The following is a 26,223-nucleotide window of genomic DNA, read 5'->3' on the forward strand; positions in this document are numbered from 1 at the left end:
GCCAGAGCCAGAGCCAGAGCCAGAGCCAGAGCCAGAGCCAGAGCCAGAGCCAGAGCCAGAGCCAGAGCCAGAGCCAGAGCCAGAGCCAGAGCCAGAGCCAGAGCCAGAGCCTAGGGTCGAAATTTCAGACGCAGCGCCCGCGACCCCTTCGCCCCGCGAGCGGGGAGAAGGTGAGGATGAGGGGCAGCGCGACGTTGACGACATCACGCCCGCCGTCGAAGCCGCGCCGACACCCTCGGCCGACGACGCCCGCCCCTCATCCGGTCCTTCGGACCACCTTCTCCCCGCAGGCGGGGAGAAGGAAGCGGAGCCCGTCATCGAGGTTGCGGAAAAGGCCGAGGCCGACGAAGCCCCGGAACCGAAGGCCGCAGAACCAGACGCGGCGCCCGTGCCCCCTTCTCCCCGTGAACGGGGAGAAGGTGAGGATGAGGGGCGACGCGAGGTTGACGACATCACGTCCGTCGCCGAATCCGCGCCAGCCGCTGCCGCAGGCAAGATCGCCGTCTCCAAAGCCGTTGAGCGCGTGGAAGAGAAGGCGCCCGAGCCACAAGCGTCCGAACCGCGCAAGCCATGGTTCCAGCGTCTGCGCGAGGGGCTTTCGCGTTCATCGCGCGAGCTGCGCGATTCCATCGCCGGCGTATTCACCAAGCGCAAGCTGGACGACGACACGCTTCAGGATCTGGAAGACGTGCTCCTGCGCGCCGATCTGGGGCTCGAGACCGCGATGCGTGTCACCGACGCGCTGGCGTCGGGCCGTTACGGCAAGGATGTTTCCGGTGAAGAAGTGCAGGCTGTCATGGCCGAGGAAATCGAGAAGGTCTTGGCACCCGTCGCCATGCCTCTCGAGCTCGACCTGTCGCACAAGCCGCATGTCATCCTTGTGGTCGGTGTCAACGGCACCGGCAAGACGACCACCATCGGCAAGCTGGCTGCAAAGCTCACCGAGGGCGGGCTTTCGGTGACGCTGGGGGCCGGCGACACGTTCCGCGCCGCCGCGATCGAACAGCTCAAGATTTGGGGCGAGCGCACCGGTTCGCCGGTCGTTTCCTCAAAACTCGGCGCGGATGCGGCGGGTCTTGCCTATGATGCCTATGAAAAGGCGAAGGAAGCCGGCTCCGACGTGCTGATCATCGACACCGCCGGACGCCTGCAGAACAAGGCCGAGCTGATGGCCGAGCTTGAAAAGATCGTGCGTGTGCTTGGCAAGCACGATCCCGATGCGCCGCACACCGTCCTCCAGACGGTGGATGCAACCACCGGGCAGAATGCCCTTAATCAGGTCGAAATCTTCCGCAATGTTGCCGGCGTCAACGGCCTGGTCATGACCAAGCTCGATGGCACGGCGCGCGGCGGCATCCTTGTTTCCATCGCCGCCAAGCACAAGCTGCCAGTCTATTTCATCGGCGTCGGCGAGCAGGTCGACGATCTCGAACCCTTCTCGGCGAGTGATTTCGCCAAGGCGATTGCAGGAGTTCAGTAAGCGTGAGCGAAAAACCCGTCTTCGAACGCGATCCCGCCGATCCCAAGCGCAAGGAGATCAACCCGCTCTTAAAGCTGGCGCTGGAGCTGGGGCCACTCATGGTGTTCTTCTTCGCCAATTCGCGTGGTGAGTGGCTGGTGGAGCGTTTCCCGGCGCTGGGCAGTCTCGGTGGACCGCTTTTTGTGGCGACCGCGCTCTTCATGGCCGCGACGGCCATTGCGCTCACAGCCTCCTGGATTCTCACCCGCACTCTTCCCATCATGCCGCTCGTTTCGGGCGTGGTGGTGTTCGTGTTCGGCGCGCTGACGCTCTACCTGCACAGCGAAATCTTCATCAAGATGAAGCCGACCATCGTCAACACGCTGTTCGGCGTGGTGCTTCTGGGCGGTCTCGCCTTCGGAAAGTCGCTGCTCGGCTATGTGTTCGATTCCGCTTTCAAGCTGGATGCGGAAGGCTGGCGCAAGCTCACTCTGCGCTGGGGCCTGTTCTTCATCTTCCTGGCGGTGGTCAACGAGGTGGTGTGGCGGATGTTCTCCACCGACACCTGGGTCGCCTTCAAGGTGTGGGGCATCATGCCGATCACCATTCTCTTCACGATGAGCCAGATGCCGCTGATCATGAAGCACTCGCTGGAAGAGCCCACGAAGTAGCTACTCAGCCGCATCCCGCCTTGCAGCGGCGATGGCGTCGTCCAGCCGGCTGTAGAACCGGAGTGCGGGTGGCCGCATCCCGTGGGTGCGCAGCAATTTGCGCACCGGCTGGCTCGCCCCCACGAGATAGACATTCGTTCCCTTCTGGCGCGCCTTGCGCACGAAACCTTCAATGGTTGCAGCCGCCGTGGAATCGAGAAAGCTCACCGAGCCGATGTCGATGACATAGGCTTTTGGCTGGCCGCCGATCCGGTCGAGTGCGGCCCCCACCGCAGCCGCTGCGCCGAAGAAGAACGCGCCGGCAATGCGATAGACAACCACATCGTCGTCGGTTGCAATCTCGGCGTTGTATGGACGTTCGCCATTGTCAGGCTGATCGGTCAGCGATGAAACGCCATGCTCCACGCGCACCGCTTCCGACATGCGGTGCAAAAAGAGCAGCGCGCCGAGGCCGAAGCCCACCAGAATGCCCTCCGTCAGATCGCGGAACACCACCAGCAGAAACGTCACCAGAAGCACCACAGCGTCGCCCCACGAGGAGCGCAGCAGTGCTGCGAACTGGTGCTTCTCCGCCATGTTCCATGCAACCACCGCCAGAATTGCGGCAAGGGCTGCAAGCGGGATGAAGCGTGCCAGCGGCGCCGCCACCAGCATGAACGCCAGAAGAAACAGTGAATGCAGCATGCCCGAAACAGGCCCGCGCGCGCCGGCCCGCACATTGGCTGCCGTGCGTGCGATGGTTCCGGTCACACAGAAACCGCCAAACAGCGCCGAACCGATATTGGCCGCGCCCTGCGCCACCAACTCGCTGTTGGAGCGGTGCCGGCGGCCGGTCATGGAATCGGCCACCACCGCCGAAAGCAGGCTCTCAATGCCGCCCAGAAGCGCAAACGAGAACGCGGCGGGCAGAACCGCCATGATCTTTTCGGTGCTCAGGTCCGGCAGGTGCGGGGCAGGCAGCATCTGCGGAATGCCGCCAAACCGCGAGCCGATGGTTTCCACCGGCAGACCCAGCGCCCATGCGACCAGCGTGGCCGCCACCACGGCGATCAGAAAGCCCGGCCAATGCGGCCGCCAGCGGCGCAGCCCGACGATCGCCGCCACCGAGCCAAGCGCCAGCAGAAGTGCTGCGGCGTTCACCGTCGGCGCGGCTTCCGCCAGCGCCTGCAATTTGGGAATGAATGGCCCGGGTTCCGCGCCCGTCAGCGTCAGGCCGAAGAAATCCTTGAGCTGGCTCGTCAGGATGATGACGGCGATGCCGGAGGTAAAGCCCACCGTGACCGGGTAAGGCACATATTTGATGAAGGTGCCGAGCCTCAAGAGACCAATGGCAAGCAGGATGAAACCGGAGAGGAAGGTGGCGAGGATCAGCCCGTCCATGCCGTGCGCCTGCACCGTTGCGAAAACGAGCACGATGAACGCGCCCGCCGGGCCGCCGATCTGAAACCGGCTGCCGCCAAGCGCTGAAACCAGAAAGCCGCCGACAATGGCCGTGTAGAGCCCGCGCTCCGGCGGCACGCCCGAAGCGATGGCGATGGCCATGGACAAGGGCAGCGCGATGATCGCGACCGTCAGGCCGGCAACGATGTCGGCCTTGAGCGCGGCAGGACCATAGCCCTCGCGCAGCACGGTCAGCAGTTTGGGTGTGAACAGAGCAGTGAAGCCGGGGCGCGTGGCGCTCGCCTGCATGGGAAAGCCTCATACCATCGGCAGCGGAAGGCCGTCGGCGGATTTGCAGGCGGTCGCCGTTGCGTTCTCATCGTTCCCGCAGTTCTGGACGCAAACCGGTTCCACTTTTGCTGGAACTGCGTTGTCTCAGACGGTTTTCGCCTTTTGCCGGGGATGGCTCTCTGAAGCGTACACCACGTCCGGTGCCGTGGCTGGGTGCATGGTCACCGATCAGCTCGATGCCGGCTGCCCCCAGCGCCTCGACCACCTTGGAAAGCGTGTCGACCACACCGCGCACATTGCCTTCGCTTGCCTCCATCCTCTGGATAGTCGGCAGGGAAACGCCCGAAAGCTCGGCCAGCTGCTTCTGGTCGATGCCCAAAAGGGCTCGGGCGGCGCGCATCTGTGCTGCGGTTATCATTGGCGCTCCGTCTTCGAGAGTATATACAGTCTTTTAGTATTGATGTCTAGAACATCAATATTGATGGTTTTAAACGGGTCAGACGCCGAAAAGTCCGATCACCCCGCCCATGATAAGGGCGACACCCAGCCAGTGGCCGGCGTCGATCAGGGTCAGGTCCCAGCCAAAGCCTTCATAGCGCTGGTTGACAGCAACGGTCGTGGCCATGAAGCCGAGCCAGATGAAGGCACCGGAGACAACGCCGTTCCAGAAGGTCACTTGGCCTGCGCCCAGATGGCCGATCACGCCGGCCAGAACCCATGCCATGATCAGTTCGGCCACGAATGAGGTGATGAAGAGCGACGGTTCCATCCTGGCGTCTTCGGGCTTGATGCGAGCGGCCTTCATCCATGGCTTGCCGAGCGCGCCGTAATAAATGGCGCCGAACATGAACGCTGCGATGGCGGCAACGAGGATGGCGAGATAGTTGAGACCGGCGAAATCCATGGGGTTCTCCTCACATGTCCAGCAGGGCGGATTGAACCCGCACTCCACAAAGCGGTCAAGCGAATTGCCAGACGGTAGTACGCTTCACCTCTGCGTCTTCGAGCGCACGGGTCACCGGCACGATATAACTCGCCAGTTCGGCAAGGTGTTCGCGCGGCAGGTAGCTCCGGCCGGGGTCGCCGACAATGACCGTCGCGCCTGTGTCTGACAGGCGCTCGAACCATGGCACCAGCGTGTCGGTCATCGCCCGGTCGTAGAACACATCGCCGGCAAGCACCACGTCCCATTCGCCTGTTGCGCCGGTGAGGTCTTCCTGCGTGGTCTCGAACTGCACATCGTTCGCGGCCATGTTCAGCGCACAGGCCGGTCCGCTGAACGGGTCGATGTCCGCTGCCAGAACATGTTTCGCGCCTGCCTTCATGGCGGCGATGGCGACAAGCCCGGATCCGGTCGCAAAGTCGAGAACGGTTTTCCCCCGCACGGTTTCGGGGTGATCGAGAATGTAGCGCGAAAGCCCCTGACCACCCGCCCATGCGAAGGCCCAGAAAGGGGGCGGCAGGCCGATCTCTGCAAGCTCCTCCTCCGTGCGTTGCCAAAGATCGTGTGCTTCATCGGCCAGATGGAGCGCGATCTCCGGCACATGTGGCGGGCGCATCAGCGCCGTGTTGGCGTGGATGAACGCCGCCGCATTGTCCGGGGTGATGCGCCGCACGGGGGAAAGGCTCAGGGCGCCTTGTCGAGGCCGCCCATGCGGCAGATCTCGGCCCATTCGTCAGGCCGCACCGGCTGCACGGAAAGCCTCGAATTGTTGACCAGAATCATCTCCGACAGCGCCGGGTTGGCCTTGATTTCGGCCAGCGTGACGGGACGGGGGATGTCCTTGACGGCGCGGATATCCACGCATTCCCAGCGCGGGTCATCCGTCGTGGTGTCGGGATGCGCCAGCGCGCACACTTCCACGATGCCCACCACAGAGGTTTCCTTGACCGAGTGGTAGAAGAAGCCGAGATCGCCGAGCTTCATCTCGCGCATGTTGTTGCGCGCCTGATAGTTGCGCACGCCGTCCCACTGCTCGCCCTTGTCACCCTTTTTCTTCTGCATCTCCCACGACCAGGTGGAAGGCTCGGACTTGAACAGCCAATAGGCCATCACGCATTCTCCGGATTGTTGAAGACCCAGTTCCAGGCCCGTATTTCAACGGATTCGAAAAGGCCCGCAAGAGCATAGGGGTCTGCGGCGGCGATCAGTTCCGCTGCCGCCTGGTCCTCGGCCTCCACCGCGACAAGGCTGCCGCAGGGCTTGCCTTCATCGTCAAGGAATGGCCCTGCAAATTTCAGTGCGCCGTTTTCGTTGAGCCCGTTCAGGAATTCCACGTGTTCGGGCCGTGTGCTCATGCGCGTTTCCAGATGGCCGGGCCTGTCCCGGCAGATGATGGCGAAGATCATGCCTTTCCCCTTTTGTCAGGTTTCACTCTTGAGCGGGCGCGAAAGCAGGGCTTCCATAGCAGCCGGCACAGTCAGCCTGCCTTTGAGAAGTTCTGTCACGCTTTCGATAATGGGTGCTTCGAGGCCGCGTTCGCGCACGATGCGCGCGGCGATGCCGGCCGTATGGGCGCCTTCGGCAAGCGGCCGGCCTTCAAGGCTCTCGCCGCGACCGAGCGCTGCTCCATAGGCAAAATTGCGCGATTGCTCTGAGCCGCAGGTCAGGATCAGGTCACCGAGACCGGAAAGCCCCATCAGCGTGTCGGGCCGCGCTCCGAAGGCCTCGCCGATGCGCCGCAATTCCACGAAACCACGCGTGATGAGCGCTGCCGATGCGCTGGCGCCGAGCCCGGCTCCGTGTGTGGCGCCGGCAGCGATGGCCAGAACGTTCTTCAGCGCGCCGCCGATTTCAACGCCCGTTAGATCGTCGGTCGAATAGCAGCGCAGGCGCGGCGCGGAGAGCTGTTCGGCGAGCGTCATCGCCAGACCGGCATTTTTTGCCGCCACCGTCACGGCGGTCGGCAGGCCGCGCGCCAGATCGCTGGCGAAGCTCGGCCCGGACAGCGCGGCCACAGGGTTTTCAGGCAGCATCTCGGAGGCGATTTCGGACATTAGCCTGCCCGTCTCGCGTTCGATGCCCTTGGCGCATAGCACGATGGGTACCCCCTTCGGCACATGCGGGCCGGCATCGGCAAGAACCGCCCGCAGGGTCTGCGCTGGTGTCACGGCAAGAATGCAGTCGGCATTCTCGAGTGCATTCTCCATGCTGTTCGTTGCAGCAAGCTTTTGATCGAGCTTCAAGCCGGGCAGGTAGCGTTCGTTGATGTGATCGGCATTGATCGCCAGTGCCAGCGCTTCGTCGCGCGCCCAAAGTTTGGCGCGATGCCCGCTCGTGAGCATTGTCGCGCCCAGCGCCGTCCCCCATGCGCCTGCGCCCAGAACAGCGATGGTCCATGGTGTTCTCATGCCTTTGCTCCCCGTTTGCCCGCGCCGAAGAGTGGGGCCGATGCCTGATCCAGCGGCCAGCGCGGGCGCGGGGCGAAGCCGAGGGTCTCCTCTTCTTCAAGGCCTGCTGCCAACCTTTCCAGACCGGCCCAGGCGATCATCGCGGCATTGTCACCGCATAGGCGCAAGGGCGGGGCGATGAGCCGGAAACCGGCCTTCTCGCAGAGTGTATCGAGTGCAGAGCGAATTGCCTGATTGGCCGCCACACCGCCCGCCACCACAAGGGCCGGAGTTTTGAGATCGGGATGCGTTTCCCGGAAGCGGGCGAGACTTCGAGCAAGCCGGTCGGTCAGTGTTTCGGTCACCGCCTGCTGGAATGACGCACAGATGTCGGCGATGTCTTTTTCACTGAGTGGCGCAAGTGCGGTGGCTTCACGCCGCACCGCGGCCTTGAGGCCGGAGAAGGAGAAATCGGGTCGTGATTCACCTTTCAATGGGCGCGGAAAGGCAAAGCGCGCCGGGTCGCCCTCCGCTGCCGCCATTTCCACGCTGGGGCCGCCGGGATAGGGCAGGCCGAGGAGCTTGGCTGTCTTGTCGAATGCCTCGCCCAGCGCATCGTCTATGGTGGAGGCCCAGCGCTGATAGCGCCCGACGCCCTCCACATGAACGATCTGCGTATGCCCGCCGGAGACGAGCAGAAGCAGATAGGGAAAATCGATCCCGTCGGTCAGCCGTGCCGTCAGCGCATGGCCTTCCAGATGGTTGACGGGAATGAGCGGCTTGCCGCTCGCCGCCGCGATCGCCTTGGCGGTGGTCAGCCCCACGATCAGCCCACCGATCAGGCCGGGACCTGCCGTGGCGGCGATGGCGTCGATGTCTTTTAGCGGGAGGCCCGCTTCATCGAGCGCGGCTTTCACCACTCCGTCCAGCGCTTCCACATGGGCGCGGGCTGCGATTTCCGGCACCACGCCGCCAAAGGCGGCATGGTCGGCAATCTGGCTCAAAACCACATTGGACAGGATTTTGGTCTCCTCTCCGGATTTTTCGATCACGGCCGCCGCCGTCTCGTCGCAACTCGTCTCGATGCCAAGGATGCGCGTCATTCAGCCTTACCCGCTCATGTTGCCGTTGCAGCCAATCCCCGTTAGGGGTGTGATGCATCCGGTTCGGATGCGGGTTAGCACGGACATGACGGCATGCAAACTGATGTGGTGAAGATCGGCACGCGCGGAAGCGCTCTGGCAGTGGCTCAGGCGGCAGAGGTGCGCGCGCGCCTCATGGCGGCGCATGGCATGCCTGAAGAGGCGTTCGAGATCGTCGTCATCTCCACTTCGGGCGATCGCATTCAGGATCGCCCGCTCTCGCAGGCCGGCGGCAAGGGGCTTTTCACCAAGGAAATCGAGGAGGCCATGCTCGATGGCCGCATCGATCTGGCCGTGCATTCCTCCAAGGACATGCCCACCGTTCTGCCCGACGGTCTGGAAATCTCCGCGTTTCTTGAACGTGAGGATGTGCGCGATGTTTTCATTGGCCGCTCCATTGCAAAGCTCGAGGATTTGCCGCGGGGCGCCAAGCTCGGCACCTCTTCGCTGCGCCGTCAGGCGCTGGTGCTGCGGCTGCGCCCGGATCTCGATGTCGGCATGTTCCGTGGCAATGTGCAGACGCGCCTGCGCAAGTTGGAGGAAGGCGTCGCCGAGGGCACGCTTCTGGCGCTTGCCGGGCTCAACCGGCTCGGCATGCCGCATATAGCGACCGAGGTGATGGACCCCGAACGCTTTCCGCCGGCACTGGGGCAAGGCGCGATCTGCATCGAAAGCCGCATCGGTGATGTGCGCATCGGGCCGATGATCGCCGCGATCCATCATGCCGAAACGGGCGATGCGCTGCTTTGCGAACGCGCTTTTCTCGGTGCACTGGACGGTTCCTGCCGTACACCCATTGCAGGCCTTGCCCGCATAGAGGGCGACAGGCTGCGTTTTTCGGGTCTGATCCTCACGCCCGATGGCCGTGAGACCCATGAGATCGCAACTGAGGGCCTGGCAGTGGATGCCGTGCGCCTCGGCGCGGAGGCAGGCGCGGAAATCCGCGAGAAGGCCGGTACGCGGTTCTTCGATAGCTGGCAGTAAGATGCGGCGGGTGCTGGTCACGCGTCCGGAGCCGGGCGCTTCGGAAACGGCAGGCAGGCTCGCTGAAATGGGGTTCGAGCCCCTCGTCCTGCCGCTCACGGAGACTGTGCCGCTTCACCCCGCCATCCACGCCGAAGCGGTGGATGTTGTCGCTGTCACCAGCCCCAATGCGATCCGCCATGCGCCACAATCCATTTTCGACGCATTGAAGGGCAAGCCGGTCTTCGCCGTGGGACACCGCACCGGTGATGCCGCGCGTGCTGCCGGGCTCAATGTGGTCGATGACGAGGCGGGCGATGCGGAGCGGCTGGCGGTGCGCATCGACGGGGCTTTCGCGGCTCCCGCCCATATAACGGTGCTTTGCGGGCGTGTGCGCCGCCACGTGCTGGAAACAGGGCTTCGAGCGGCAGGCCACCGCCCACGTCTGGTCGAGATTTACGACACACTGCCGCTGGATCCTTCAGAGAGCGCTATCCGGTCGGTTATCGGCGAGCGCCCTGTCGATGACGTGCTGCTTTATTCGGCCAATGGTGCAAGCCAGCTTGTGCGCCTCATGGAGCGGTCTGTCTTGGGAACAAATTTGGCAGCTGCGACATTTTATTGTCTCTCAGAGCGTATTGCCGGGGTTTTGGGTCAGGATGTCGCAAAAACCGTTCGAATTGCGGATTTTCCGTCGGAAGATCGTCTGCTCTTTCTGCTAAAGACGTAACCGCAATCCTGTGAGCCCCTGTTTTCACCACATGGGGGTGTGATAGGAACTTATATGCACTGCACATAGTGCAGGGTCAGTCTTTTGCAGCGGAGTTGCCTGATGGTCAAAACGCCGAGAACGCGTCATTCCAAAACCCAGAAGGAGCCAGTGACCATCGATCTGGATCCCGATCAGGTGAAGAAGGAAAAGGTCGACAAGCCTGACGCGCCCGGTGAAGCCAGCAAACAGGCAGCCGGGCAGGCCGCGCAAATGGGCGCGGAAGCGAAGCCGGAGGCCTCCGGGACGGAGACATCTGCCAAGCCCGCCCCCTCGACCGCTCCAAAAGACGAAAAGCCTGCCGCCGCGTCCAGAGACAAGCCCGCGAACAAGGATGCCGGGTTCGGGCGCGAAGCGAAAGCTGGTGGTGCACATGTCAGCAAGGCTGATGCCGAAAAGAAATCCGCAAAACCCGAGCGCTCCCCGCCCGCCACAGGCGGGGGCGGCGCTGGCCGTGCGGCTATCGGTGGTGTTGTCGGCGGTGTCGTTGCGTTGGCACTTGCAGGTGGCCTGCAGTGGGGAGGCATCCTGCCGGCTCCCGACAGGGGCGGTGATGCCGCCGACCCGGCGGTGGAAACACTCCGTCAGCAGGTGGCAGCCCTTGAAAGCAGGTTGGGCGATCAGCCTGCCGCCAGCGGCAACACTGAAGCGGTGGAGGCCGCGTTGATCGAGGCGCGTGAGCGCGCCGGCGCAACCGAGCAGCGCCTTTCCGAGCTGGGAAATGAGATTACGGCGCTGCGCGAATCGATCTCCTCAGGCGAAGCCGGCGAGGGGCCGGGACTTGAGGCGATCTCGGATCGGCTTGCAGCGCTTGAGGAAAAGACGCAGGGCCTGTCGGCAGCCGGTGAAACAGGAGCCGCGCTTGAAGATGTAACCTCCCGGATCTCGTCGATAGAGGCCAGCGTGCGGGAAGCATCCGAAGTGGCCGGTACGGCGAGCCAGACGGCGTCTGACAACGCCGCGGCTCTTTCCACACTGAAGACCGAGGTCGACGCGCTGAAGGCGCAGGCTGAGGAGGCGGATGCCGCCCCGCGCATGGCGTTGGTCATTGCCGCGACCACGCTGAAATCTGCTGTGGAGCGCGGCACGCCTTATGCCAGCGAGCTTGAGACCTATACTGCCATCGCACCCGAGGGTGAGGCCGAGGCGCTGGCGCCGCTTGAGGCGAATGCGAACTCCGGTGTGCCGAGCCGCGCGGCGCTTGCCGCCGAGGCGCCCGAAGTGGCGAGCCGCATCGTGGCCGCCACCACGCGCCAGGCGGGCGATGGCGGTGGCGGCATCATCGATAATCTGATGGCCAGCGCCCGCTCGCTCGTGGTGGTGCGTCCGGTGGGCAGCGTCGAAGGCGATGGGCCGGACGCGATTGCCGCACGCATGGAAGCGGCCGTGGTCGCCAATGATTATGAAAAGGCGCTTGCCGAATACGAGGCTCTGCCGGAGGCAGGCAAACAGGCCGGCGCCGATTTCGCTGAAAAGCTCAGGGCCCGTCAGGCCGCCGACCAGATATTGAACAGGGCGCTCGCCGATGCGCTGAAGGGGGCATAAGCGCAGATGTTCCGTATTCTCTTCTATCTTGTTGTCGTCTTCCTTCTGGGGCTGGGCTTTGCCTGGCTGGCCGAGCGTCCGGGCGATCTCGTCGTCACCTTCGCGGGCTATCGCTATGAGGTTTCGCTCATGGTGGCCGCCGTCGCAATTGTGGCCATCGTTGCGGCGGTGATGATCCTGTGGTGGCTGATCCGCAGCATCTGGACGAGCCCTTATGCGGTTGCGCGATATTTCCGTGTGCGTCGTCGCGATCGCGGCTATCAGGCGCTTTCCACCGGGATGATAGCGGCCGGCGCCGGTGATGGCGGTCTGGCGCGGCGCATGAGCCAGCAGGCGGCCAAGCTCATTTCTTCCGATCAGGAGCCGCTCATCCATCTTCTCGATGCGCAGGCAGCATTGCTGGACGGTGATCGGCAAGCGGCGCGCGACAAGTTCACCGCGATGCTCGACGATCCCGAGATGCGTCTTCTGGGTCTGCGCGGACTGTATCTCGAGGCCGAGCGAATGGGTGAGCGCGAGGTTGCCCGCCATTATGCGGAGCGGGCGGTGGAAGATGCACCCCAGCTTGACTGGGCCGTGAACGCCACACTGGATGGGAAGACGGCAGAGGGCGACTGGGATGGGGCATTGGCATTGCTCGGCAGCCGCAAGCCGAGCGGCAAGGATGCGCGCGAGAGCGTCACCGATCGTCGCGCCGTGTTGCTCACCGCCAAGGCTCTCGAAGTGCTGGACGCCGATCCTCAGGCTGCGCGCACCGCCGCCATGGAAGCCCACAAGCTGCGGCCGGATTTCGTGCCTGCGGCTGTGACCGCTGCCAGGGCGCTGTTCCGCCAAAACGAGTTGCGCAAGGGTTCAAAAGTTCTGGAGACCGTCTGGAAGAAAGAACCGCATCCCGAAATTGCGGAAGCCTATATCCATGCTCGCCCCGGTGATTCCACGCAGGACCGTCTGGCGCGCGCCAAGAAACTCCAGTCGCTGAAACGCAACAATGTGGAATCGGCCCTGATCGTTGGCCGTGCGGCGCTCGACGCGGGCGAGTTCAAGCTCGCACGGGAGTCCTGCGAGGCAGCCGCCCGGCTGGGGCCGCGCGAAAGCGTCTATCTCCTGATGGCCGACATCGAGGAAGCCGAGACCGGAGATCAGGGCCGCGTGCGCCAGTGGCTTGCCAAGGCGCTGCGTGCGCCGCGCGATCCCGCCTGGGTCGCCGATGGCTATGTGGCGGACCGCTGGGCGCCGATCTCGCCCGTCACCGGCAAGCTGGATGCGTTCGAGTGGCGCATGCCCATGGAACGGCTGGCGCAGGTGGTCGAAGGCGATGAAGATTTCTCGCCGGCGCCTGCCATCGCAGCACCAGAGGGTGCGGAAGAAGCGCGTGAACCCGACGAGACGGCACCCGATCCGGTGGTAGTCGAGGCAGAGCCTGTCGAAGCGGAAAAGCCGAAAGACGCAAAGCCGGAAGAAAAGGCAGCGGATGCGGAAGCTCGTTCACAGAAGCCCGCGCCGCAGCCGAAACCCGTCCCGGTCAACGGGCTGAAGACAGATCCTTCATCCAAGGACGAACCAGTCAAACCGCCATTGCCTGACGACCCCGGCGTGGACCCGGACGACAAGAACGGCTCGACGCAAAGTCCCTTCCGCCTATTTTAAGATTGAGATGTCGCGATTCGCTTCACGGCGGGTCGCTCCTCCACGTGATCCGAACAGCAGGCCCTCATGTTCGACAGTATTATGTCCTTTCTGAAAGATCTTCCAGGCAGCAGCCGCCAAACGACGGTGAAGCCGGAAGATGATCCGCGTGTGGCTGCCGCCGCATTGCTTTTCCACGTTCTCGATGCTGATGGCATTCGTGAAGCATCTGAGGTCGAAAAGCTCAGGGAAACCCTGTCCAGCACCTACAATCTGACGGGGGCGGAGCTTGAGAAGATCGTCAAGGCTGGTGAGAAAGCCGAACAAGAGGCAATCGACCTCTATGCCTTCACCAGCGTTTTGAAACGGCATCTGGATGCCGATGCGCGAAAGGCCTTCATCGGCCTCATGTGGGGTATCGTCTTCGCCGATGGCGAAATGCATGAGTTGGAAGACAACCTTGTCTGGCGTGTGGCGGAGCTTATTGGCGTCGACAATCGGGATCGGGTAATCCTGCGCCAGGAAATGCAAGAGAAACACGCCAAGAGCTGATTGCCATGGGGACCGAGCCGAGCCGCAGGATCCTGATTGTCCTGCATCAGGAAACATCCAGTGCAGGGCGTGTTGGCCAGGTGTTGCAGGCAAGTGGCTTCTCGTTGGATATCCGCCGTCCCCCGCTGGGGCATCTTCTGCCTGAAACGCTTGAAGATCATGCTGGCGTGGTGATGTTCGGTGGCCCCATGAGCGCCAATGATCATGATGAGTTCGTAAAGCACGAAACCGACTGGCTTTCCGTGCCCTTACGCGAAAACAAGCCCTTTCTCGGTATCTGCCTCGGCGCGCAATTGCTGGTGAAGCATCTGGGCGGGCAGGTGAAGAGCCATGATGACGGGCTGGTGGAGATCGGCTGGTATCCGCTGCGCGCAACGGACGCCGGACGCAAACTGCTCCATTGGCCGGAAATGGTCTACCAGTTTCATCGTGAAGGCTTCTCTCTGCCGAAGGATGCCACGCTTCTGGCCACCGCCGAGCATTACCCCAATCAGGCCTTCCGCTATGGCGAAAACGCCTGGGGCGTTCAGTTCCATGCCGAGCTCACCCGCGCCATGATGCAGCGCTGGGTGGTGCGTGGCGCGCATCGTTTTGTCATGCCCGGTGCCCAGCAGGGCCGCGACCATCTGGGGGGCCGCCTCATCTGGGACCGGCACCTGAAACAGTGGCTGGTGGAGTTTCTGGAACTGATTTTCGGGCGCGAATGTACCGGAACGCTGCAGACAGGAGACGAAGCGAAGGGGCAGCATCCCGTGGGCCGGCGTATGGTCGGGCGCAGGGGCGTGGCCTGATCGAAACGCGCCTCCTCGGGGTCAATGCTTCCGCGAAAGCTCCCGCGTGGCCGCTTCCAGTCCCGCGAGCGTCATTGGATACATACGGCCTGAGAAAATCTCCTGCAGCATCTGGATTGAGTGTGTGTAGCGCCAGTGTTTTTCCGGCACCGGGTTGAGCCACACCGCATTCGGCCATTGCTGGAGAACGCGGTTCAGCCAGATATGGCCGGCTTCCTCGTTCCAGTGCTCCACCGAGCCACCGGGATAGGCGATTTCATACGGGCTCATTGAAGCATCGCCAACGAAAATGACCTTGTAGTCGGGCCCGAATTTGTGGAGCACATCGAAAGTGGGTGTCACTTCGGAATAACGGCGGCGGTTGTCCTTCCATACGCCCTCGTAGAGGCAGTTGTGGAAGTAATAATATTCCATGTGCTTGAACTCGGCGCGCGCCGCCGAAAACAGCTCTTCCACAATGCGGATGTGATCGTCCATCGAGCCGCCCACATCGAAAAACATCAGAAGCTTCACCGCGTTGCGCCGTTCGGGCCGGGTTTTGACATCCAGATAGCCGTGTTCGGCGGTGGCCTGTACCGTGCCGGGCAGGTCGAACTCTTCCACCGCGCCCTCGCGCACCCAGCGGCGCAGCCGCTTCAGTGCCACCTTGATGTTGCGCGTGCCGAGCTCCACCGCATCGTCGAAATTTTTGAACTCGCGCTTGTCCCACACCTTTACCGCACGGCGGTGGCGCGATTCATGCTGGCCGATGCGTACGCCTTCGGGATTGTAGCCATAGGCGCCAAATGGAGAAGTGCCGGCGGTGCCAATCCACTTGTTGCCCCCTTGATGCCGCCCCTTCTGCTCGGCAAGACGCTCTTTCAGTGTTTCCATGAGCTTTTCGAAGCCACCCATGGCCTCGACCAGCTTTTTCTCTTCCTCGCTAAGGTGCTTTTCCGCCAGCTTGCGCAGCCATTCCTCGGGGATTGCCTGCGGCGCAACACCTTCGCCACCCGACACCGCTTCGACACCCTTGAAGACATGCGAGAACACCTGATCGAACCGGTCGATATACCGTTCGTCCTTCACCAGCGTCGCGCGAGCGAGATAATAGAACGCCTCCACATCATAGGAGACAAGCTCCTTCTCCATCCCCTCCAGCAGTGAAAGATATTCGCGCAGCGAAACAGGAATGCGCGCGGCTTTCAGCTCAAGAAAGAATGGGATGAACATTTTGATTAAAAACTTTCATCTAGCATTTGGCTCATGTTGGAAGAAATTCCATACATTAGGTGCCATGGAAACAGATCAATTGCATTCCCTGATACGTTCGGCGGAGTCCCTCATCGGTTTCTGGTGGCAGGATGACCGTAAGAACTGGTGCGCCTATTGCGGAATTCCAATGCGGCGTCGTGCCGGCGTGGGCAAGCCATTGCCGCTTAGCAAGGCAACACGTGATCATGTTGTCCCTCGTGTCTATGCACCGGGGTTACACACTTTGCCATGCTGTCTTGAATGCAACCGTGCCAAGGGCACACAGTCTGTCGCGGAATTTCTTTCCAGCGAGTATTTCGCGGAGAAAAGGAAGCGGAAGCATCGCCATCAATGGCCCCTCCCTCATCTGTGGTTCGTCGCAGGGCTCTCGTATCTGAAGAAGAGCTATACGTTGAATGGAGAGATGCGGAAGGATCAGCCGAAGAAGACCGCGTGCCGGACCTAGCGCCGCTGGTACTTGATAAACGGCGTCAGTTTCGCGATCCGGTCATAGAGCTTGCGCGCGGTTTCGTTGAAATCCTGCGTCATCCAGTAGACGTTGGCAGCGCCAGCCTCGTCCGCCTTTTCGTATACGGCCTCGATCAGCGCCCGGCCAATGCCCTTTCCACGCACGGTGGGATCGGCGTAGAGGTCCTGCAGATAGCAGTTGTTGCCAACCGTCCAGCAGGTACGGTGGAACATGTAATGCACCAGACCGACAGGCTTTCCGTCCATCTCGGCGATCAGGCCATTGGGTTCGTATTCGCCAGTGTCGAAAAGCCGCTTCCATGTGGTGGCGTAGACCTCTTCGGGCACGCTCGTCTTGTAGAATGTCAGATAGTCCGTCCACAGCCGGCGCCATTCGGCTTCATCGGTTTTTATCAACGGGCGGATGGTGATGTCGGTCATGGTGTTCTCCCTCTTCTTCGCGGCACTGTCTGGCCGGGGGGTGGCGTTCTGGCAAGGGCCACGAACGCGCAGGCCTTGCGCCTATTGCCGCCGCGCCATGAAGGCGAGTTTCTCGAAGAGGTGAACGTCCTGCTCGTTCTTCAGCAGCGCGCCATGCAGGCGGGGCAGGGCGTTTTTCGCCTCGCCGCGCAGGTCTTCGGGTTGAACATCATCGGCGACCAGAAGCCGGATCCAGTCCAGCGCCTCGGAGGTGGAGGGTTTCTTCTTCAGCCCCGGTACCTCGCGGATTTCATAAAACTGGCTGAGGGCGGCAGACACCAGGTTCTTCTTGATGCCGGGGTAGTGAACCTCGACAATGTCGGCCAGCGTCTCGGCATCGGGAAAGCGGATATAGTGGAAGAAGCAGCGGCGCAGAAAGGCGTCGGGCAGTTCCTTCTCATTGTTCGAGGTGATGATGACGATGGGCCGGTGGACCGCCTTCACCGTCTCGCCGGTCTCGTAGACAAAGAACTCCATCTTATCGAGTTCCTGCAACAGGTCGTTGGGAAACTCGATGTCGGCCTTGTCGATCTCGTCGATGAGGAGCACCGTTTTGCGGTCGGCCGCAAAGGCTTCCCACAGTTTGCCGCGCCTGATGTAGTTCTTGATGTCGTTGAAGCGCTCATCGCCGAGCTGGCTGTCGCGCAGCCGCGAGACGGCATCGTATTCGTACAGACCCTGCTGCGCGCGCGTGGTGGATTTGACATGCCATTCGATCAGATCAAGTCCGAGAGCTGCCGCCACCTGCTTGGCAAGCTCCGTCTTGCCGGTGCCGGGTTCGCCCTTCACCAGAAGCGGGCGCTCCAGCGCAATCGCCGCGTTCACGGCCACCATCAGATCCTTCTCGGCGACGTAATCCGCCGTGCCTTCAAAATGCATGCGCATCAGTCCTTGCGGTGTGGTTCCATCTCAAAATTCGAGCGCGACCCTATTGGGTGAATCTTGCTGGCGCAAGTGCGCGAATGCCTCTGGCGAAGCAGGGGGCGGAAGACTATATTGGTGCTGCGGTCTGCGCTTCCCGACAGGAATCTAATTCCCCGGGGCCTTATCGATCCTTAAGGGAGCTGTCCCTGGTCTCGCCCGTGGGCTTGGCTACACGGCGCCCACCTACTTTGTAGGTTCCCGGGATCGTGTATTCCATCGGTCGCCGTGGATCGCCACTCTTTCCCTTTGCTCTCTGTGGTTTGCCTGATTATCGTCGCGTGATGTCGAGACACGCCACACAACATTCCGCATGAGCACCTCCCGCGATTTGAAGAAACAGCTTCGTACAGCAGCGCTTGCGCGTCGTGATGCGCTGGATGCCGCGTGGCGCCAGGAGGTAGGGCAGCAGCTTGCCACCCATGCGGATGCGCTGGCGCCGTCGCCGGGGGGCGTGGTCTCCGGTTTCTGGCCGATGCGCTCGGAAATGGACGTGCGTCCGCTGATGACCGCACTTGCCGTACGTGGTGCACGCATTGCGTTGCCGGCCATTCTCGACAAAACCACGATCGTCTTTCGCGAATATCTGCCTGATGTGCTAATGGTCGATATGGGCTTTGGCACCATGGGGCCGGGTGAAGATGCGCCCGTGCTCGATCCCGATGTGATGCTGGTGCCGCTCGCCGCCTTCGATGCACGCGGTCATCGCATCGGTTATGGGGCAGGCTATTACGACCGCGCCATAGCGCGGTTGAAGGCGAAGGGTTGTGCGCCACGCCTGATCGGCATCGCCTTTGACTGCCAGCAAGTCGAACACGTGCCTGACGAGGCGCATGACCAGCCCCTGTCGGAAATCCTTACCGAGACGGGGTTGCGGCGATTCACTGAAGCGTGAGAGGTTTTTTGCGCTTTTCACCCACGCCTCCGATGCTCTAGAAGCGGCGCATGAGATTTTTGTTTCTTGGCGATATGGTCGGCCGCGCCGGCCGCACGGCGGTCTGGGAAAAGCTCCCCGGCCTGATTTCCGATTTTCGGCTGGATTTCGTTGTGGTGAATGGCGAGAACGCGGCGGGCGGTTTCGGCATCACCGAGGAGATTTTCCGCGCCACGATTGATGCCGGCGCCGATGTGGTGACGACAGGCAATCACGTCTGGGACCAGCGCGAGGCGCTGACCTTCGCCCCGCGCGAGGAGCGTTTCCTGCGGCCGGCGAATTTTCCCAAGGGCACGCCGGGCCGGGGTTCGGGTGTCTATATGGCAAAGAACGGTGCCCGGGTCCTTGTCTCCAACATCATGGGCCGGGTCTTCATGCATCCCGAGCTCGACGATCCCTTCGCCTGCGTGGAGGATGTGCTGGCCGCCTGTCCGCTGGGCGATCAGGCCGATGCCGTCATTCTCGATTTTCATGCCGAGGCCACATCCGAAAAAATGTGTTTCGGCCATTTCGTGGATGGGCGGGCGAGCCTCGTCGTGGGCACACACACGCACCAGCCGACCGCCGATCACCAGATCCTCAATGGCGGCACCGGCTATCTCTCCGATGCCGGCATGTGCGGCGATTACGATTCCTCGCTTGGCATGGACAAGGAAGAACCGCTCAACCGTTTCACCGCGAAAGTGCCAAAAGGGCGCTTCGAGGCCGCGTCCGGCCCTGCCACGATTTGCGGTGTCGGGCTGGAGATTTCAGACCGTACCGGGCTTTGCGAGCAGATCGCCCCATTGCGGCTCGGTCCCCGGCTTGAGGAAACCGTTCCCGCCTTCTGGCGTTGACGCTGGGCGCGTGCACGCATAACTCTGCGAAACGCTATATTTGAACAATTGCCAGCGAGGGGTGCTGCAATGGAATGGCTTGCCGGTCACTTTGAGTTTGTCTCCAATCCGGAAGCCTGGGTCGCGCTTGTGACCCTGGTGGTGCTTGAGATCGTTCTCGGCATCGACAATCTGATCTTCATCTCCATCCTGACGAACAAGTTGCCACAGGAGCAGCAGGCGCGGGCACGGCGCATCGGCATCAGCGCGGCCCTGATCCTGCGGCTGGCGCTGCTCGCCACCATTTCCATCATCGTGCAGCTTACCGAACCCGTGTTTGAGCTGTTCGGCCACGGTTTCTCCTGGCGTGATCTCATTCTCATTGCCGGTGGTCTCTTCCTGGTCTGGAAAGCCACGAAGGAAATTCACCATTCGGTTGATCCCGACGACGGCAAGGAGAACATGATGGGCAAGGTCACGATGACGGCCGGTGCCGCCATCGTTCAGATCCTGCTTCTCGACCTGGTGTTCTCCATCGATTCCATCATCACCGCCGTCGGCATGACCGATGAGATCGCGATCATGTTCATCGCCGTCATCTCGGCCGTAACCGTGATGCTGATCGCTGCCGAGCCTCTGTCGCGCTTCATTGCGGCCAACCCGACCGTCGTCATGCTGGCGCTCGCTTTCCTGCTGATGATCGGCATGACGCTGATCGCAGACGGCATGGGCTTCCACGTTCCCAAGGGCTATATCTACGCCGCCATGGGTTTCTCGGCGCTGGTCGAGGGGCTCAACATGATGGCGCGGCGCAAGCGGGCGCGCGACAAGGCGCTGGCGGAAGGTTCGGCTGAGTAGCGCAATTCCAGGAAAAGTGGAAACCGGTTTTCCGCTCGGATTTGCGAACAAAAAGCAAAATGGAGAGTGTCTGCAATTCAACGAAAAGCGGACACGCTCCAGGTAAGGCTAAACGCCGTCCAGGATGACGATGGTCGGTCGCCGTGGCAGATTGTCAAGCGCCACGGTGATCGTCCGTCCCTCACGGAAATCGAGCTCGAAACCACCGCCCATCCGGCTTGTGAAAGCGCTGAGGGGTGTGGAGTGCCGATGCATGGGCAGGATGACCGACGAGGAAAGCCGGCGTGCGATTTCGCTCATCCCGTCGAGCGAGAGCGTCAGCCCGCCATCAACGGGCACCATCACCACGTCGAGCCTGCCGATGGCCGCATAGTCACTGTCGTCGAGCCTGTGGTGGAGATGGCCCAGATGGCCGATGCACAGGCCCGCCACCTCGAAGATGAAGATGGAGTTGGCGTCCGGCTCCATGGCGCCATAGCGGTGGATGTCGGTCGTCACGTTGCGGATATAGACGTCTTCCACGAGAAGCGAATGCCGCGCCGGCCCACCTTCCGGGTTCCAGCCCGGCAGCACATGCTCGATGGCCGGATCGGGACTGCGGGTGAAATGGGTGCCGTGCGCCTTGTTCATGGTGACGACACGCGGCACCGGACTGGCCCCATACGCTCCCGAGAAATCCGTGGCGATGGTGACGCCGGCGGGCGTCTCGATGATATAGGTGGAGTGGCCCGCATAGGTGATGTTGACCGCCTCCGCGCTGGCCGCTGTTGGGAGAGCAAGGGAGGCGTAGATCACTTTCGGCAATCCCTGAGCCATGGCCAGACACGTGCTTGGCCGCTCGGTTTGCGCTTGCGCTGCGGCAAACGGTAAAAGCAAAATGGTCAGTAAGGCTGCAATCAGTCGGAAGGCGTTCATCGGCATCTCCCGTTTTGGACGGCCAATTCTACGGCAAAGCGCCGCGGTGCGCCATGTTTGGCAGCCGGCGGTTCTGGACGTTGGCCGGCATTTTCACTATAAGGCGGCGTTATTTCGTTGCATTCAAAAGACCGTGAGAAGGAGCCCCATGGCCGGTCATTCCCAATTTAAGAACATCATGCACCGCAAGGGCCGGCAGGATGCCGTTCGCTCGAAGATGTTTTCCAAGCTGGCGCGCGAAATCACCGTCGCAGCCAAGATGGGACTGCCCGACCCGGCGATGAACCCGCGTCTGCGCCTGGCCATCCAGAACGCCAAGGCCCAGTCCATGCCCAAGGACAACATCGAACGCGCCATCAAGAAGGCGTCGGGCGGTGATGCGGAAAACTATGACGAGGTGCGCTATGAGGGCTATGGCCCCGGCGGCGTGGCAATCATCGTCGAGGCGCTGACGGACAATCGCAATCGTTCTGCCTCCAACATTCGCGCTGCCTTCACCAAGGCTGGCGGGTCGCTGGGGGAGACAGGGTCGGTCTCCTTCATGTTCGACCGTGTGGGCGAGATCATCTATCCGGCCGACAAGGGCGATGCCGACACGGTGATGGAAGCGGCCATCGAGGCCGGCGCCGAAGATGTGCAGTCGGATGAGAACGGCCATGTCATCACCTGCGCCTTTGAGGACATCGGGGATGTTACCTCAGCGCTGGAAGCGGCACTCGGCGAGGCGGAATCCGTCAAGGCGATCTGGCGGCCGCAAACCGGCACACCGGTTGACGAGGAGCGCGCCCAGTCGATCCTGAAGCTTGTTGCCACGCTTGAGGATGACGACGATGTGCAGAACGTCTATGCCAATTTCGAGGTCGATGACGAGACGCTTGCGAAACTCAGCGCGGCCTGACCGCGCTTTTGCCGGGCATTCTGGCCCGGCATCTACTTCCCGCCCGTTTGGCAAAGGACGTTTGGCATGTCCGGGCACCGCGTGACAATCACCTACTGCACCCAGTGCCAATGGCTCCTGCGGTCGGCCTGGCTTGCCCAGGAGCTTCTCTCCACCTTTTCCACGGAGCTATCAGAAGTGGCGCTGCGCCCCGGCACGGGAGGCATCTTCGAGGTCTCCTGCGACGATACACTTATCTGGGAACGGAAGCGCGATGGCGGTTTTCCCGATGCCAAGACGCTGAAACAGCGCGTGCGTGACGTGATCGATCCGGAGCGTGATCTCGGACACATCGACAAGCCGGCAACCTAAATGGAAGCAACAAAAAACCCGCCCTCTTGAGGCGGGTTTTTGCAATCTCTGCTGCGTTGGAGCGGGTTAGATGCCCAGTCCCTGATAACGCTGCTTGAACTTGGAGACGCGGCCACCGCGGTCCATCAGCGACTGCTGACCACCGGTCCATGCCGGATGCGTGGACGGGTCGATGTCGAGCTGGAGCGTGTCGCCCTCTTTGCCCCAGGTGGAGCGGGTTTCATACTCGGTGCCGTCCGTCATGACGACCTTGATCGTGTGATAGTCGGGATGAATTTCGGCTTTCATCGGCTTGTCCTGAATTTGGTCGGGGTAACAACCAAGACCGCACTTGCGGCAATTGCACCCATCCTGAAAACTTGAAGCCGCGGCCAAGGAAGGCTACGGCTTCGGAATTGGTTGGCGAGCCTATACATCAGGTCCGGCGACAAGACAAGAGTTGAGCGGGGTACAAATTGCCGCTCGCGGACATGGTGTGAAAAAGGGAACTGACGATGGCGCGTGGAAGAATGGCGTCGGACGAAAGGGAACAGGCAGCGAAGCGGCGGTCTCTCAAGCCACTCCGGCGCCTCTTGCCCTATGTCGGACGTTATCGCGGGCTGGCTGCCGGTGCCGCGTTTTTCCTCGTTATCGCGGCCATCGCGACGTTGACGCTGCCACTTGCGGTGCGGCGCATGATCGATCATGGATTCTCGGAATCCGACTCCATCTTCATCGCCAATTATTTTTCAATGCTGATTGTGGTGGCGGCCGTGCTCGCCGTCGCCTCTGCCGGCCGCTATTTCTTCGTCATCACGCTTGGCGAGCGTGTCGTGAGCGATCTGCGGCGCGACGTGTTCGATCATGTCACGCGGCTTTCTCCGGGCTTTTTTGACACGGTTCAGTCCGGCGAAATCGTGTCACGCATTTCTGCCGATGCGACACAGGTCAAATCTGCGGTGGGGGCGACGATCTCCCAGGCTTTGCGGAACGTGATTATGGGATTGGGCGCGGTGGGCATGATGGTCGTCACGAGCCCCCGGCTTTCGCTCCTTGTGGTGGCGGCGATCCCGGTCATCGTCTTGCCGCTGGTCGCCTTTGGCCGCTCCGTGCGCCGGCGGTCGCGATTTGCGCAGGACACGCTGGCTGACGCCACCGCCTATGCGGGCGAACAGATCGGCGCCATGCGCACACTCCAGGCTTTCACCGGAGAAGCCACGGCGCGGGGTAAATTCTCCGAAGCAATCGAGACAGCATTCGCCGCTGCACGCTCGTCCATCTTCGCGCGCTCCTTTCTCACGTTCTTTGCCATCTTCATGACCTTCAGCTCGGTTGTCGCCGTCTTGTGGTTCGGATCGCGTGACGTTCTCTCGGGCGCCATGACGCCGGGAACGCTCGGCCAGTTCCTGCTCTACTCGGTTCTGGCGGCTGGCGCTTTGGGCGCCCTTTCGGAAGTCTGGGGGGAGCTTTCGCAGGCTGCCGGCGCTGCCGAGCGTATGAGTGAGCTTCTTGCCGAGAAACCGGTCATCACGGCACCAGCCAATCCGGCCGCGCTGCCTGAGCCGGCGCATGGTGAAGTGGCTTTCGAGGATGTTTCTTTCGCCTATCCCACGCGACCGGACCGATCGGCTCTGCACGGGCTGAACTTCAGGGTGAGGCCGGGTGAGACGGTCGCGATTGTTGGTCCGTCCGGTGCGGGCAAGACCACGATCTTCTCACTGCTGTTGCGCTATTATGATCCGGACACAGGGACTGTTCGTGTCGATGGCGTCGACGCTCGGCAGGCGGATCCGCTGGCTCTGCGGGCGCGCATGGCCATTGTGCCGCAGGATGTCACCATTTTTGCCGCCAGCGCCGGGGACAACATTGCCTTTGGCCGCCCGGATGCGACCCGTGCGGAAATCGAGGCTGCAGCGCGGGCTGCGCTTGCGCATGATTTCATCAGCGATCTGGCAGAGGGGTACGACACGCCGGTGGGTGAGCGCGGCGTCACCCTGTCCGGCGGTCAGCGCCAGCGTATGGCCATTGCACGCGCCATCCTGCGCGATGCACCGATTCTGCTTCTGGACGAAGCAACCTCGGCGCTCGATTCGCAGAGCGAGACGCTGGTGCAGCAGGCCCTGGAACATCTGATGAAGGGACGCACCACGCTCGTCATCGCGCACCGGCTGTCGACGGTTCTGAAGGCCGACCGCATTCTCGTCCTTGATGAGGGGCGTATTGTTGAAGAAGGCACGCACACCGAGCTTGTTGCGGCAGGCGGTGTCTATGCGAACCTAGCAAGCCTTCAGTTCGATGCCCCCGGCGAGGCGGCAGAATGAGTTGAGGCTGAACTCCCGCCTCAAATAAACGTCGCGATTTCCTCCAGAGGCTTTTTCTCCATCGCATGCTGGGGAATGGTGGCGTCCTCTTTGGGATAGCCAACAACCATCAAAATATATGGCTTGTCGTGCGGGTCCCGGCCGCACAGTTCGTTGAGAAAGCTCATCGGGTTGGGTGTGTGGGTCAGCGTGGCAAGCCCCGCCCGATGCAGGGCTGCGATCAGAAAACCCGTGGCGATGCTCACCGATTCGGGCACATAGTAATTCTTGCGTTTCACGCCGTCGGCAGAACGGCTGCGTCGTTCGCCGAACACGCAGATCAGCCATGGCGCTTCCTCCAGAAACGGCTTGCTCGCATCGGTACCGAGCGGTCCCAGCGCCTGCAGCCATTCTTCTCCCGCACGTCCCTCGTAAAACGCTTTCTCTTCGACTTCGGCCGCTTCGCGGATCTGCTTCTTCACGGCAGGGTCGCCGATGACCGCAAAGTGCCAGGGCTGGTGGTTTGCGCCATTGGGAGCGGTTCCTGCCGCCCTGATGCAGGTCTCGATTATGTCGCGCGGCACGGGGCGGGTTGAAAAGTCACGCACCGTGTGCCGGGTGCGGATCTCATCATAGAAGGCTCGTGCCCGCGCCCGCATTTCCTCCACCGGATACTCCCTGTAATCGGGAAGCGGTACAGGGCGATATTCCTGAGTGGCGTTGTTGCTCATGCGGACGGTTCCTCTATTTTGTCCGATAAGATTGTCGGACAATCGTTCAAGCGAGCCTCGACGTCAAGCATCGACGTGGTTCACGCCATCGATGCGTTCTTGCCAATGTGCTGTTTCGGTGGCGCAAAATGATCGTCAGGCAGCGATTGAATGAGCTTTCTCGCGTTCTCGATGTGGCGAAGCATGGCGGTCCGCGCGCCGTCTTCGTCGTTGGCAACCACGCATTCCGTCACTTCCCGGTGCTGCCGATTGGTTTCGAACACGTGGCTGCGGTCCACGAGAACTCGAAACTGCAGCCAATAGAGCGAATTGGACAGTCGTGTGAGCGTATCGCTGAGGAGGGGGTTTTCCGCAGTCTCGCGAAAGAGCCGGTGAAACTGGCCATTGAGCTGCGAGAAGCGGTTCATGTTGCCCTCATCGACAGCAGCGTCCAGATCGCTTTGCAAGGTAACAAGGGTCGACGGAGCGACATGCAGCTTCGGCAGGGCGAGGGTGACCGCAAGCGCTTCCAGCGCCCCGCGCACCTGAAAGAGATTGTCCACCTCCGCGCGTGATAGCTGGCGAACCATCACGCCCCGATGCGGTTCCGCCGCGAGAAGACCATCGGCCGTCAGCCGGCGAAACGCTTCACGCACCGACGAACGTGAGACGCCGAGCCGGGCAGTGAACTCGCTTTCCGTCAACCTCTGGCCGGGAACAAGCCGTCCGGTGCGAACGGCTTCGGTCAGAGCGTCGGCCACTGTCTCCACAGTGGATCGGGAATCGGTGTCTTCCATGGTGGCGAGAGTGTGCCGATGCCGGCGCTCTGACAAGCCTTCCTG

At 62.0% G+C, this 26,223-nt stretch carries 30 protein-coding genes and 1 other RNA gene; 16 read left to right on the forward strand and 15 right to left on the reverse strand.

The genetic code is table 11. The features are described 5' to 3' along the window. The first annotated feature begins 121 nt into the window (after positions 1-121). Positions 122-1,480 carry a signal recognition particle-docking protein FtsY gene (gene ftsY / locus AC2CHD_RS19340; RefSeq protein WP_484555086.1) on the forward strand — a complete coding sequence of 453 codons (1,359 nt, stop codon included), beginning with the start codon at positions 122-124 and terminating at the stop codon, positions 1,478-1,480. A 2-nt stretch (positions 1,481-1,482) separates the two neighbouring features. Next, complete coding sequence (locus AC2CHD_RS19345) at positions 1,483-2,130, forward strand: septation protein A (RefSeq protein WP_484554968.1); 648 nt, start codon at positions 1,483-1,485, stop codon at positions 2,128-2,130. Here AC2CHD_RS19345 and AC2CHD_RS19350 read toward each other — a convergent pair whose 3' ends face one another. The 8 genes from AC2CHD_RS19350 to tsaD form a co-directional block, all read right to left on the reverse strand. After that, positions 2,131-3,819: a SulP family inorganic anion transporter gene (locus AC2CHD_RS19350; RefSeq protein WP_484554969.1), complete on the reverse strand. Its 1,689-nt coding sequence runs from the start codon at positions 3,817-3,819 to the stop codon at positions 2,131-2,133. A 67-nt stretch (positions 3,820-3,886) separates the two neighbouring features. After that, the gene (locus AC2CHD_RS19355) at positions 3,887-4,219 is read right to left on the reverse strand and encodes a helix-turn-helix domain-containing protein (protein ID WP_484554970.1); all 333 of its coding nucleotides are present in this window, start codon (positions 4,217-4,219) and stop codon (positions 3,887-3,889) included. A gap of 78 nt (positions 4,220-4,297) precedes the next feature. Then, positions 4,298-4,705, reverse strand: coding sequence for a DUF1761 family protein (locus tag AC2CHD_RS19360; RefSeq protein WP_065818116.1), 408 nt, complete (start codon positions 4,703-4,705; stop codon positions 4,298-4,300). A gap of 55 nt (positions 4,706-4,760) precedes the next feature. Continuing rightward, complete coding sequence (locus AC2CHD_RS19365) at positions 4,761-5,360, reverse strand: class I SAM-dependent methyltransferase (RefSeq protein WP_484555087.1); 600 nt, start codon at positions 5,358-5,360, stop codon at positions 4,761-4,763. Between the two features lie 68 nt (positions 5,361-5,428). Further along, positions 5,429-5,854 carry an EVE domain-containing protein gene (locus AC2CHD_RS19370; RefSeq protein ID WP_223005402.1) on the reverse strand — a complete coding sequence of 142 codons (426 nt, stop codon included), beginning with the start codon at positions 5,852-5,854 and terminating at the stop codon, positions 5,429-5,431. After that, on the reverse strand, positions 5,854-6,150 hold the full coding sequence (locus tag AC2CHD_RS19375) for a YciI-like protein (protein WP_065818117.1): 297 nt from the start codon (positions 6,148-6,150) through the stop codon (positions 5,854-5,856). Before AC2CHD_RS19375 ends, AC2CHD_RS19370 begins: the two co-directional genes overlap by 1 nt. A 15-nt stretch (positions 6,151-6,165) precedes the next feature. Then, the gene (locus AC2CHD_RS19380) at positions 6,166-7,152 is read right to left on the reverse strand and encodes an NAD(P)H-dependent glycerol-3-phosphate dehydrogenase (RefSeq protein ID WP_484554971.1); all 987 of its coding nucleotides are present in this window, start codon (positions 7,150-7,152) and stop codon (positions 6,166-6,168) included. Further along, positions 7,149-8,234, reverse strand: a complete 1,086-nt coding sequence (gene tsaD / locus AC2CHD_RS19385) for a tRNA (adenosine(37)-N6)-threonylcarbamoyltransferase complex transferase subunit TsaD (protein ID WP_484554972.1) — start codon at positions 8,232-8,234, stop codon at positions 7,149-7,151. Before tsaD ends, AC2CHD_RS19380 begins: the two co-directional genes overlap by 4 nt. 93 nt (positions 8,235-8,327) lie before the next feature. Between tsaD and hemC the strand changes: the two genes are divergently transcribed. The 6 genes from hemC (at position 8,328) to AC2CHD_RS19415 (ending at position 14,519) form a co-directional block, all read left to right on the forward strand. Beyond that, positions 8,328-9,257, forward strand: a complete 930-nt coding sequence (gene hemC, locus AC2CHD_RS19390) for a hydroxymethylbilane synthase (protein ID WP_484554973.1) — start codon at positions 8,328-8,330, stop codon at positions 9,255-9,257. A gap of 1 nt (position 9,258) precedes the next feature. After that, positions 9,259-9,966 carry a uroporphyrinogen-III synthase gene (locus AC2CHD_RS19395; RefSeq protein WP_484554974.1) on the forward strand — a complete coding sequence of 236 codons (708 nt, stop codon included), beginning with the start codon at positions 9,259-9,261 and terminating at the stop codon, positions 9,964-9,966. A 102-nt stretch (positions 9,967-10,068) separates the two neighbouring features. Further along, positions 10,069-11,550: a COG4223 family protein gene (locus AC2CHD_RS19400; RefSeq protein ID WP_484554975.1), complete on the forward strand. Its 1,482-nt coding sequence runs from the start codon at positions 10,069-10,071 to the stop codon at positions 11,548-11,550. 6 nt (positions 11,551-11,556) lie between these two features. Further along, entirely contained in the window at positions 11,557-13,197 is a 1,641-nt protein-coding gene (locus AC2CHD_RS19405; protein ID WP_484554976.1) for a heme biosynthesis HemY N-terminal domain-containing protein, read from the forward strand. Between the two features lie 66 nt (positions 13,198-13,263). Further along, a complete protein-coding gene (locus tag AC2CHD_RS19410; protein ID WP_223021749.1) occupies positions 13,264-13,728 on the forward strand; it encodes a tellurite resistance TerB family protein in 465 nt (154 codons plus the stop codon). 5 nt (positions 13,729-13,733) lie between these two features. After that, positions 13,734-14,519: a glutamine amidotransferase gene (locus tag AC2CHD_RS19415; protein WP_484554977.1), complete on the forward strand. Its 786-nt coding sequence runs from the start codon at positions 13,734-13,736 to the stop codon at positions 14,517-14,519. Between the two features lie 21 nt (positions 14,520-14,540). On the opposite strand, the gene AC2CHD_RS19420 is transcribed toward AC2CHD_RS19415, so the two are convergent. Beyond that, complete coding sequence (locus AC2CHD_RS19420; protein WP_484554978.1) at positions 14,541-15,731, reverse strand: vWA domain-containing protein; 1,191 nt, start codon at positions 15,729-15,731, stop codon at positions 14,541-14,543. Here AC2CHD_RS19420 and AC2CHD_RS19425 point away from each other — a divergent pair. Further along, on the forward strand, positions 15,724-16,218 hold the full coding sequence (locus AC2CHD_RS19425; protein WP_229449863.1) for a hypothetical protein: 495 nt from the start codon (positions 15,724-15,726) through the stop codon (positions 16,216-16,218). The two genes, AC2CHD_RS19420 and AC2CHD_RS19425, sit on opposite strands and share 8 nt — an antisense overlap. On the opposite strand, the gene AC2CHD_RS19430 is transcribed toward AC2CHD_RS19425, so the two are convergent. Further along, complete coding sequence (locus AC2CHD_RS19430) at positions 16,215-16,661, reverse strand: GNAT family N-acetyltransferase (RefSeq protein ID WP_484554979.1); 447 nt, start codon at positions 16,659-16,661, stop codon at positions 16,215-16,217. The two genes, AC2CHD_RS19425 and AC2CHD_RS19430, sit on opposite strands and share 4 nt — an antisense overlap. An 81-nt stretch (positions 16,662-16,742) precedes the next feature. After that, the gene (locus AC2CHD_RS19435; RefSeq protein WP_484555088.1) at positions 16,743-17,579 is read right to left on the reverse strand and encodes an AAA family ATPase; all 837 of its coding nucleotides are present in this window, start codon (positions 17,577-17,579) and stop codon (positions 16,743-16,745) included. A gap of 124 nt (positions 17,580-17,703) precedes the next feature. Here AC2CHD_RS19435 and ssrS point away from each other — a divergent pair. The 4 genes from ssrS (at position 17,704) to AC2CHD_RS19455 (ending at position 20,228) form a co-directional block, all read left to right on the forward strand. Next, positions 17,704-17,860, forward strand: a non-coding RNA gene (gene ssrS, locus AC2CHD_RS19440) — 6S RNA. A 74-nt stretch (positions 17,861-17,934) separates the two neighbouring features. Further along, complete coding sequence (locus AC2CHD_RS19445; protein ID WP_484554980.1) at positions 17,935-18,516, forward strand: 5-formyltetrahydrofolate cyclo-ligase; 582 nt, start codon at positions 17,935-17,937, stop codon at positions 18,514-18,516. Positions 18,517-18,566: 50 nt separating this feature from the next. Further along, a complete protein-coding gene (locus AC2CHD_RS19450) occupies positions 18,567-19,391 on the forward strand; it encodes a TIGR00282 family metallophosphoesterase (RefSeq protein ID WP_484554981.1) in 825 nt (274 codons plus the stop codon). A 69-nt stretch (positions 19,392-19,460) separates the two neighbouring features. Next, complete coding sequence (locus AC2CHD_RS19455; RefSeq protein ID WP_229449868.1) at positions 19,461-20,228, forward strand: TerC family protein; 768 nt, start codon at positions 19,461-19,463, stop codon at positions 20,226-20,228. 108 nt (positions 20,229-20,336) lie between these two features. Here the strand turns inward: AC2CHD_RS19455 and AC2CHD_RS19460 are convergent, their stop codons facing one another. After that, entirely contained in the window at positions 20,337-21,143 is an 807-nt protein-coding gene (locus tag AC2CHD_RS19460) for an MBL fold metallo-hydrolase (protein ID WP_484554982.1), read from the reverse strand. Between the two features lie 148 nt (positions 21,144-21,291). Here AC2CHD_RS19460 and AC2CHD_RS19465 point away from each other — a divergent pair, with 148 nt between their 5' ends. Further along, on the forward strand, positions 21,292-22,041 hold the full coding sequence (locus AC2CHD_RS19465; RefSeq protein ID WP_484554983.1) for a YebC/PmpR family DNA-binding transcriptional regulator: 750 nt from the start codon (positions 21,292-21,294) through the stop codon (positions 22,039-22,041). Between the two features lie 66 nt (positions 22,042-22,107). Next, positions 22,108-22,392 (forward strand): Rdx family protein, encoded by a 285-nt coding sequence (locus AC2CHD_RS19470; protein ID WP_229449871.1) that lies wholly within the window; start codon positions 22,108-22,110, stop codon positions 22,390-22,392. A gap of 66 nt (positions 22,393-22,458) precedes the next feature. Here the strand turns inward: AC2CHD_RS19470 and rpmE are convergent, their stop codons facing one another. Continuing rightward, positions 22,459-22,680: a 50S ribosomal protein L31 gene (gene rpmE, locus AC2CHD_RS19475; protein ID WP_223021740.1), complete on the reverse strand. Its 222-nt coding sequence runs from the start codon at positions 22,678-22,680 to the stop codon at positions 22,459-22,461. Positions 22,681-22,886: 206 nt separating this feature from the next. Here rpmE and AC2CHD_RS19480 point away from each other — a divergent pair, with 206 nt between their 5' ends. Next, positions 22,887-24,692, forward strand: a complete 1,806-nt coding sequence (locus tag AC2CHD_RS19480) for an ABC transporter transmembrane domain-containing protein (protein WP_484554984.1) — start codon at positions 22,887-22,889, stop codon at positions 24,690-24,692. 20 nt (positions 24,693-24,712) lie between these two features. Here AC2CHD_RS19480 and AC2CHD_RS19485 read toward each other — a convergent pair whose 3' ends face one another. Both AC2CHD_RS19485 and AC2CHD_RS19490 read right to left on the reverse strand, forming a co-directional pair. Continuing rightward, complete coding sequence (locus AC2CHD_RS19485; protein WP_484554985.1) at positions 24,713-25,402, reverse strand: nitroreductase family protein; 690 nt, start codon at positions 25,400-25,402, stop codon at positions 24,713-24,715. Positions 25,403-25,482: 80 nt separating this feature from the next. Then, the gene (locus tag AC2CHD_RS19490) at positions 25,483-26,178 is read right to left on the reverse strand and encodes a GntR family transcriptional regulator (RefSeq protein WP_484554986.1); all 696 of its coding nucleotides are present in this window, start codon (positions 26,176-26,178) and stop codon (positions 25,483-25,485) included. Positions 26,179-26,223 lie beyond the last annotated feature (45 nt).

This window comes from Nitratireductor sp. ATLC21 (assembly GCF_057196525.1).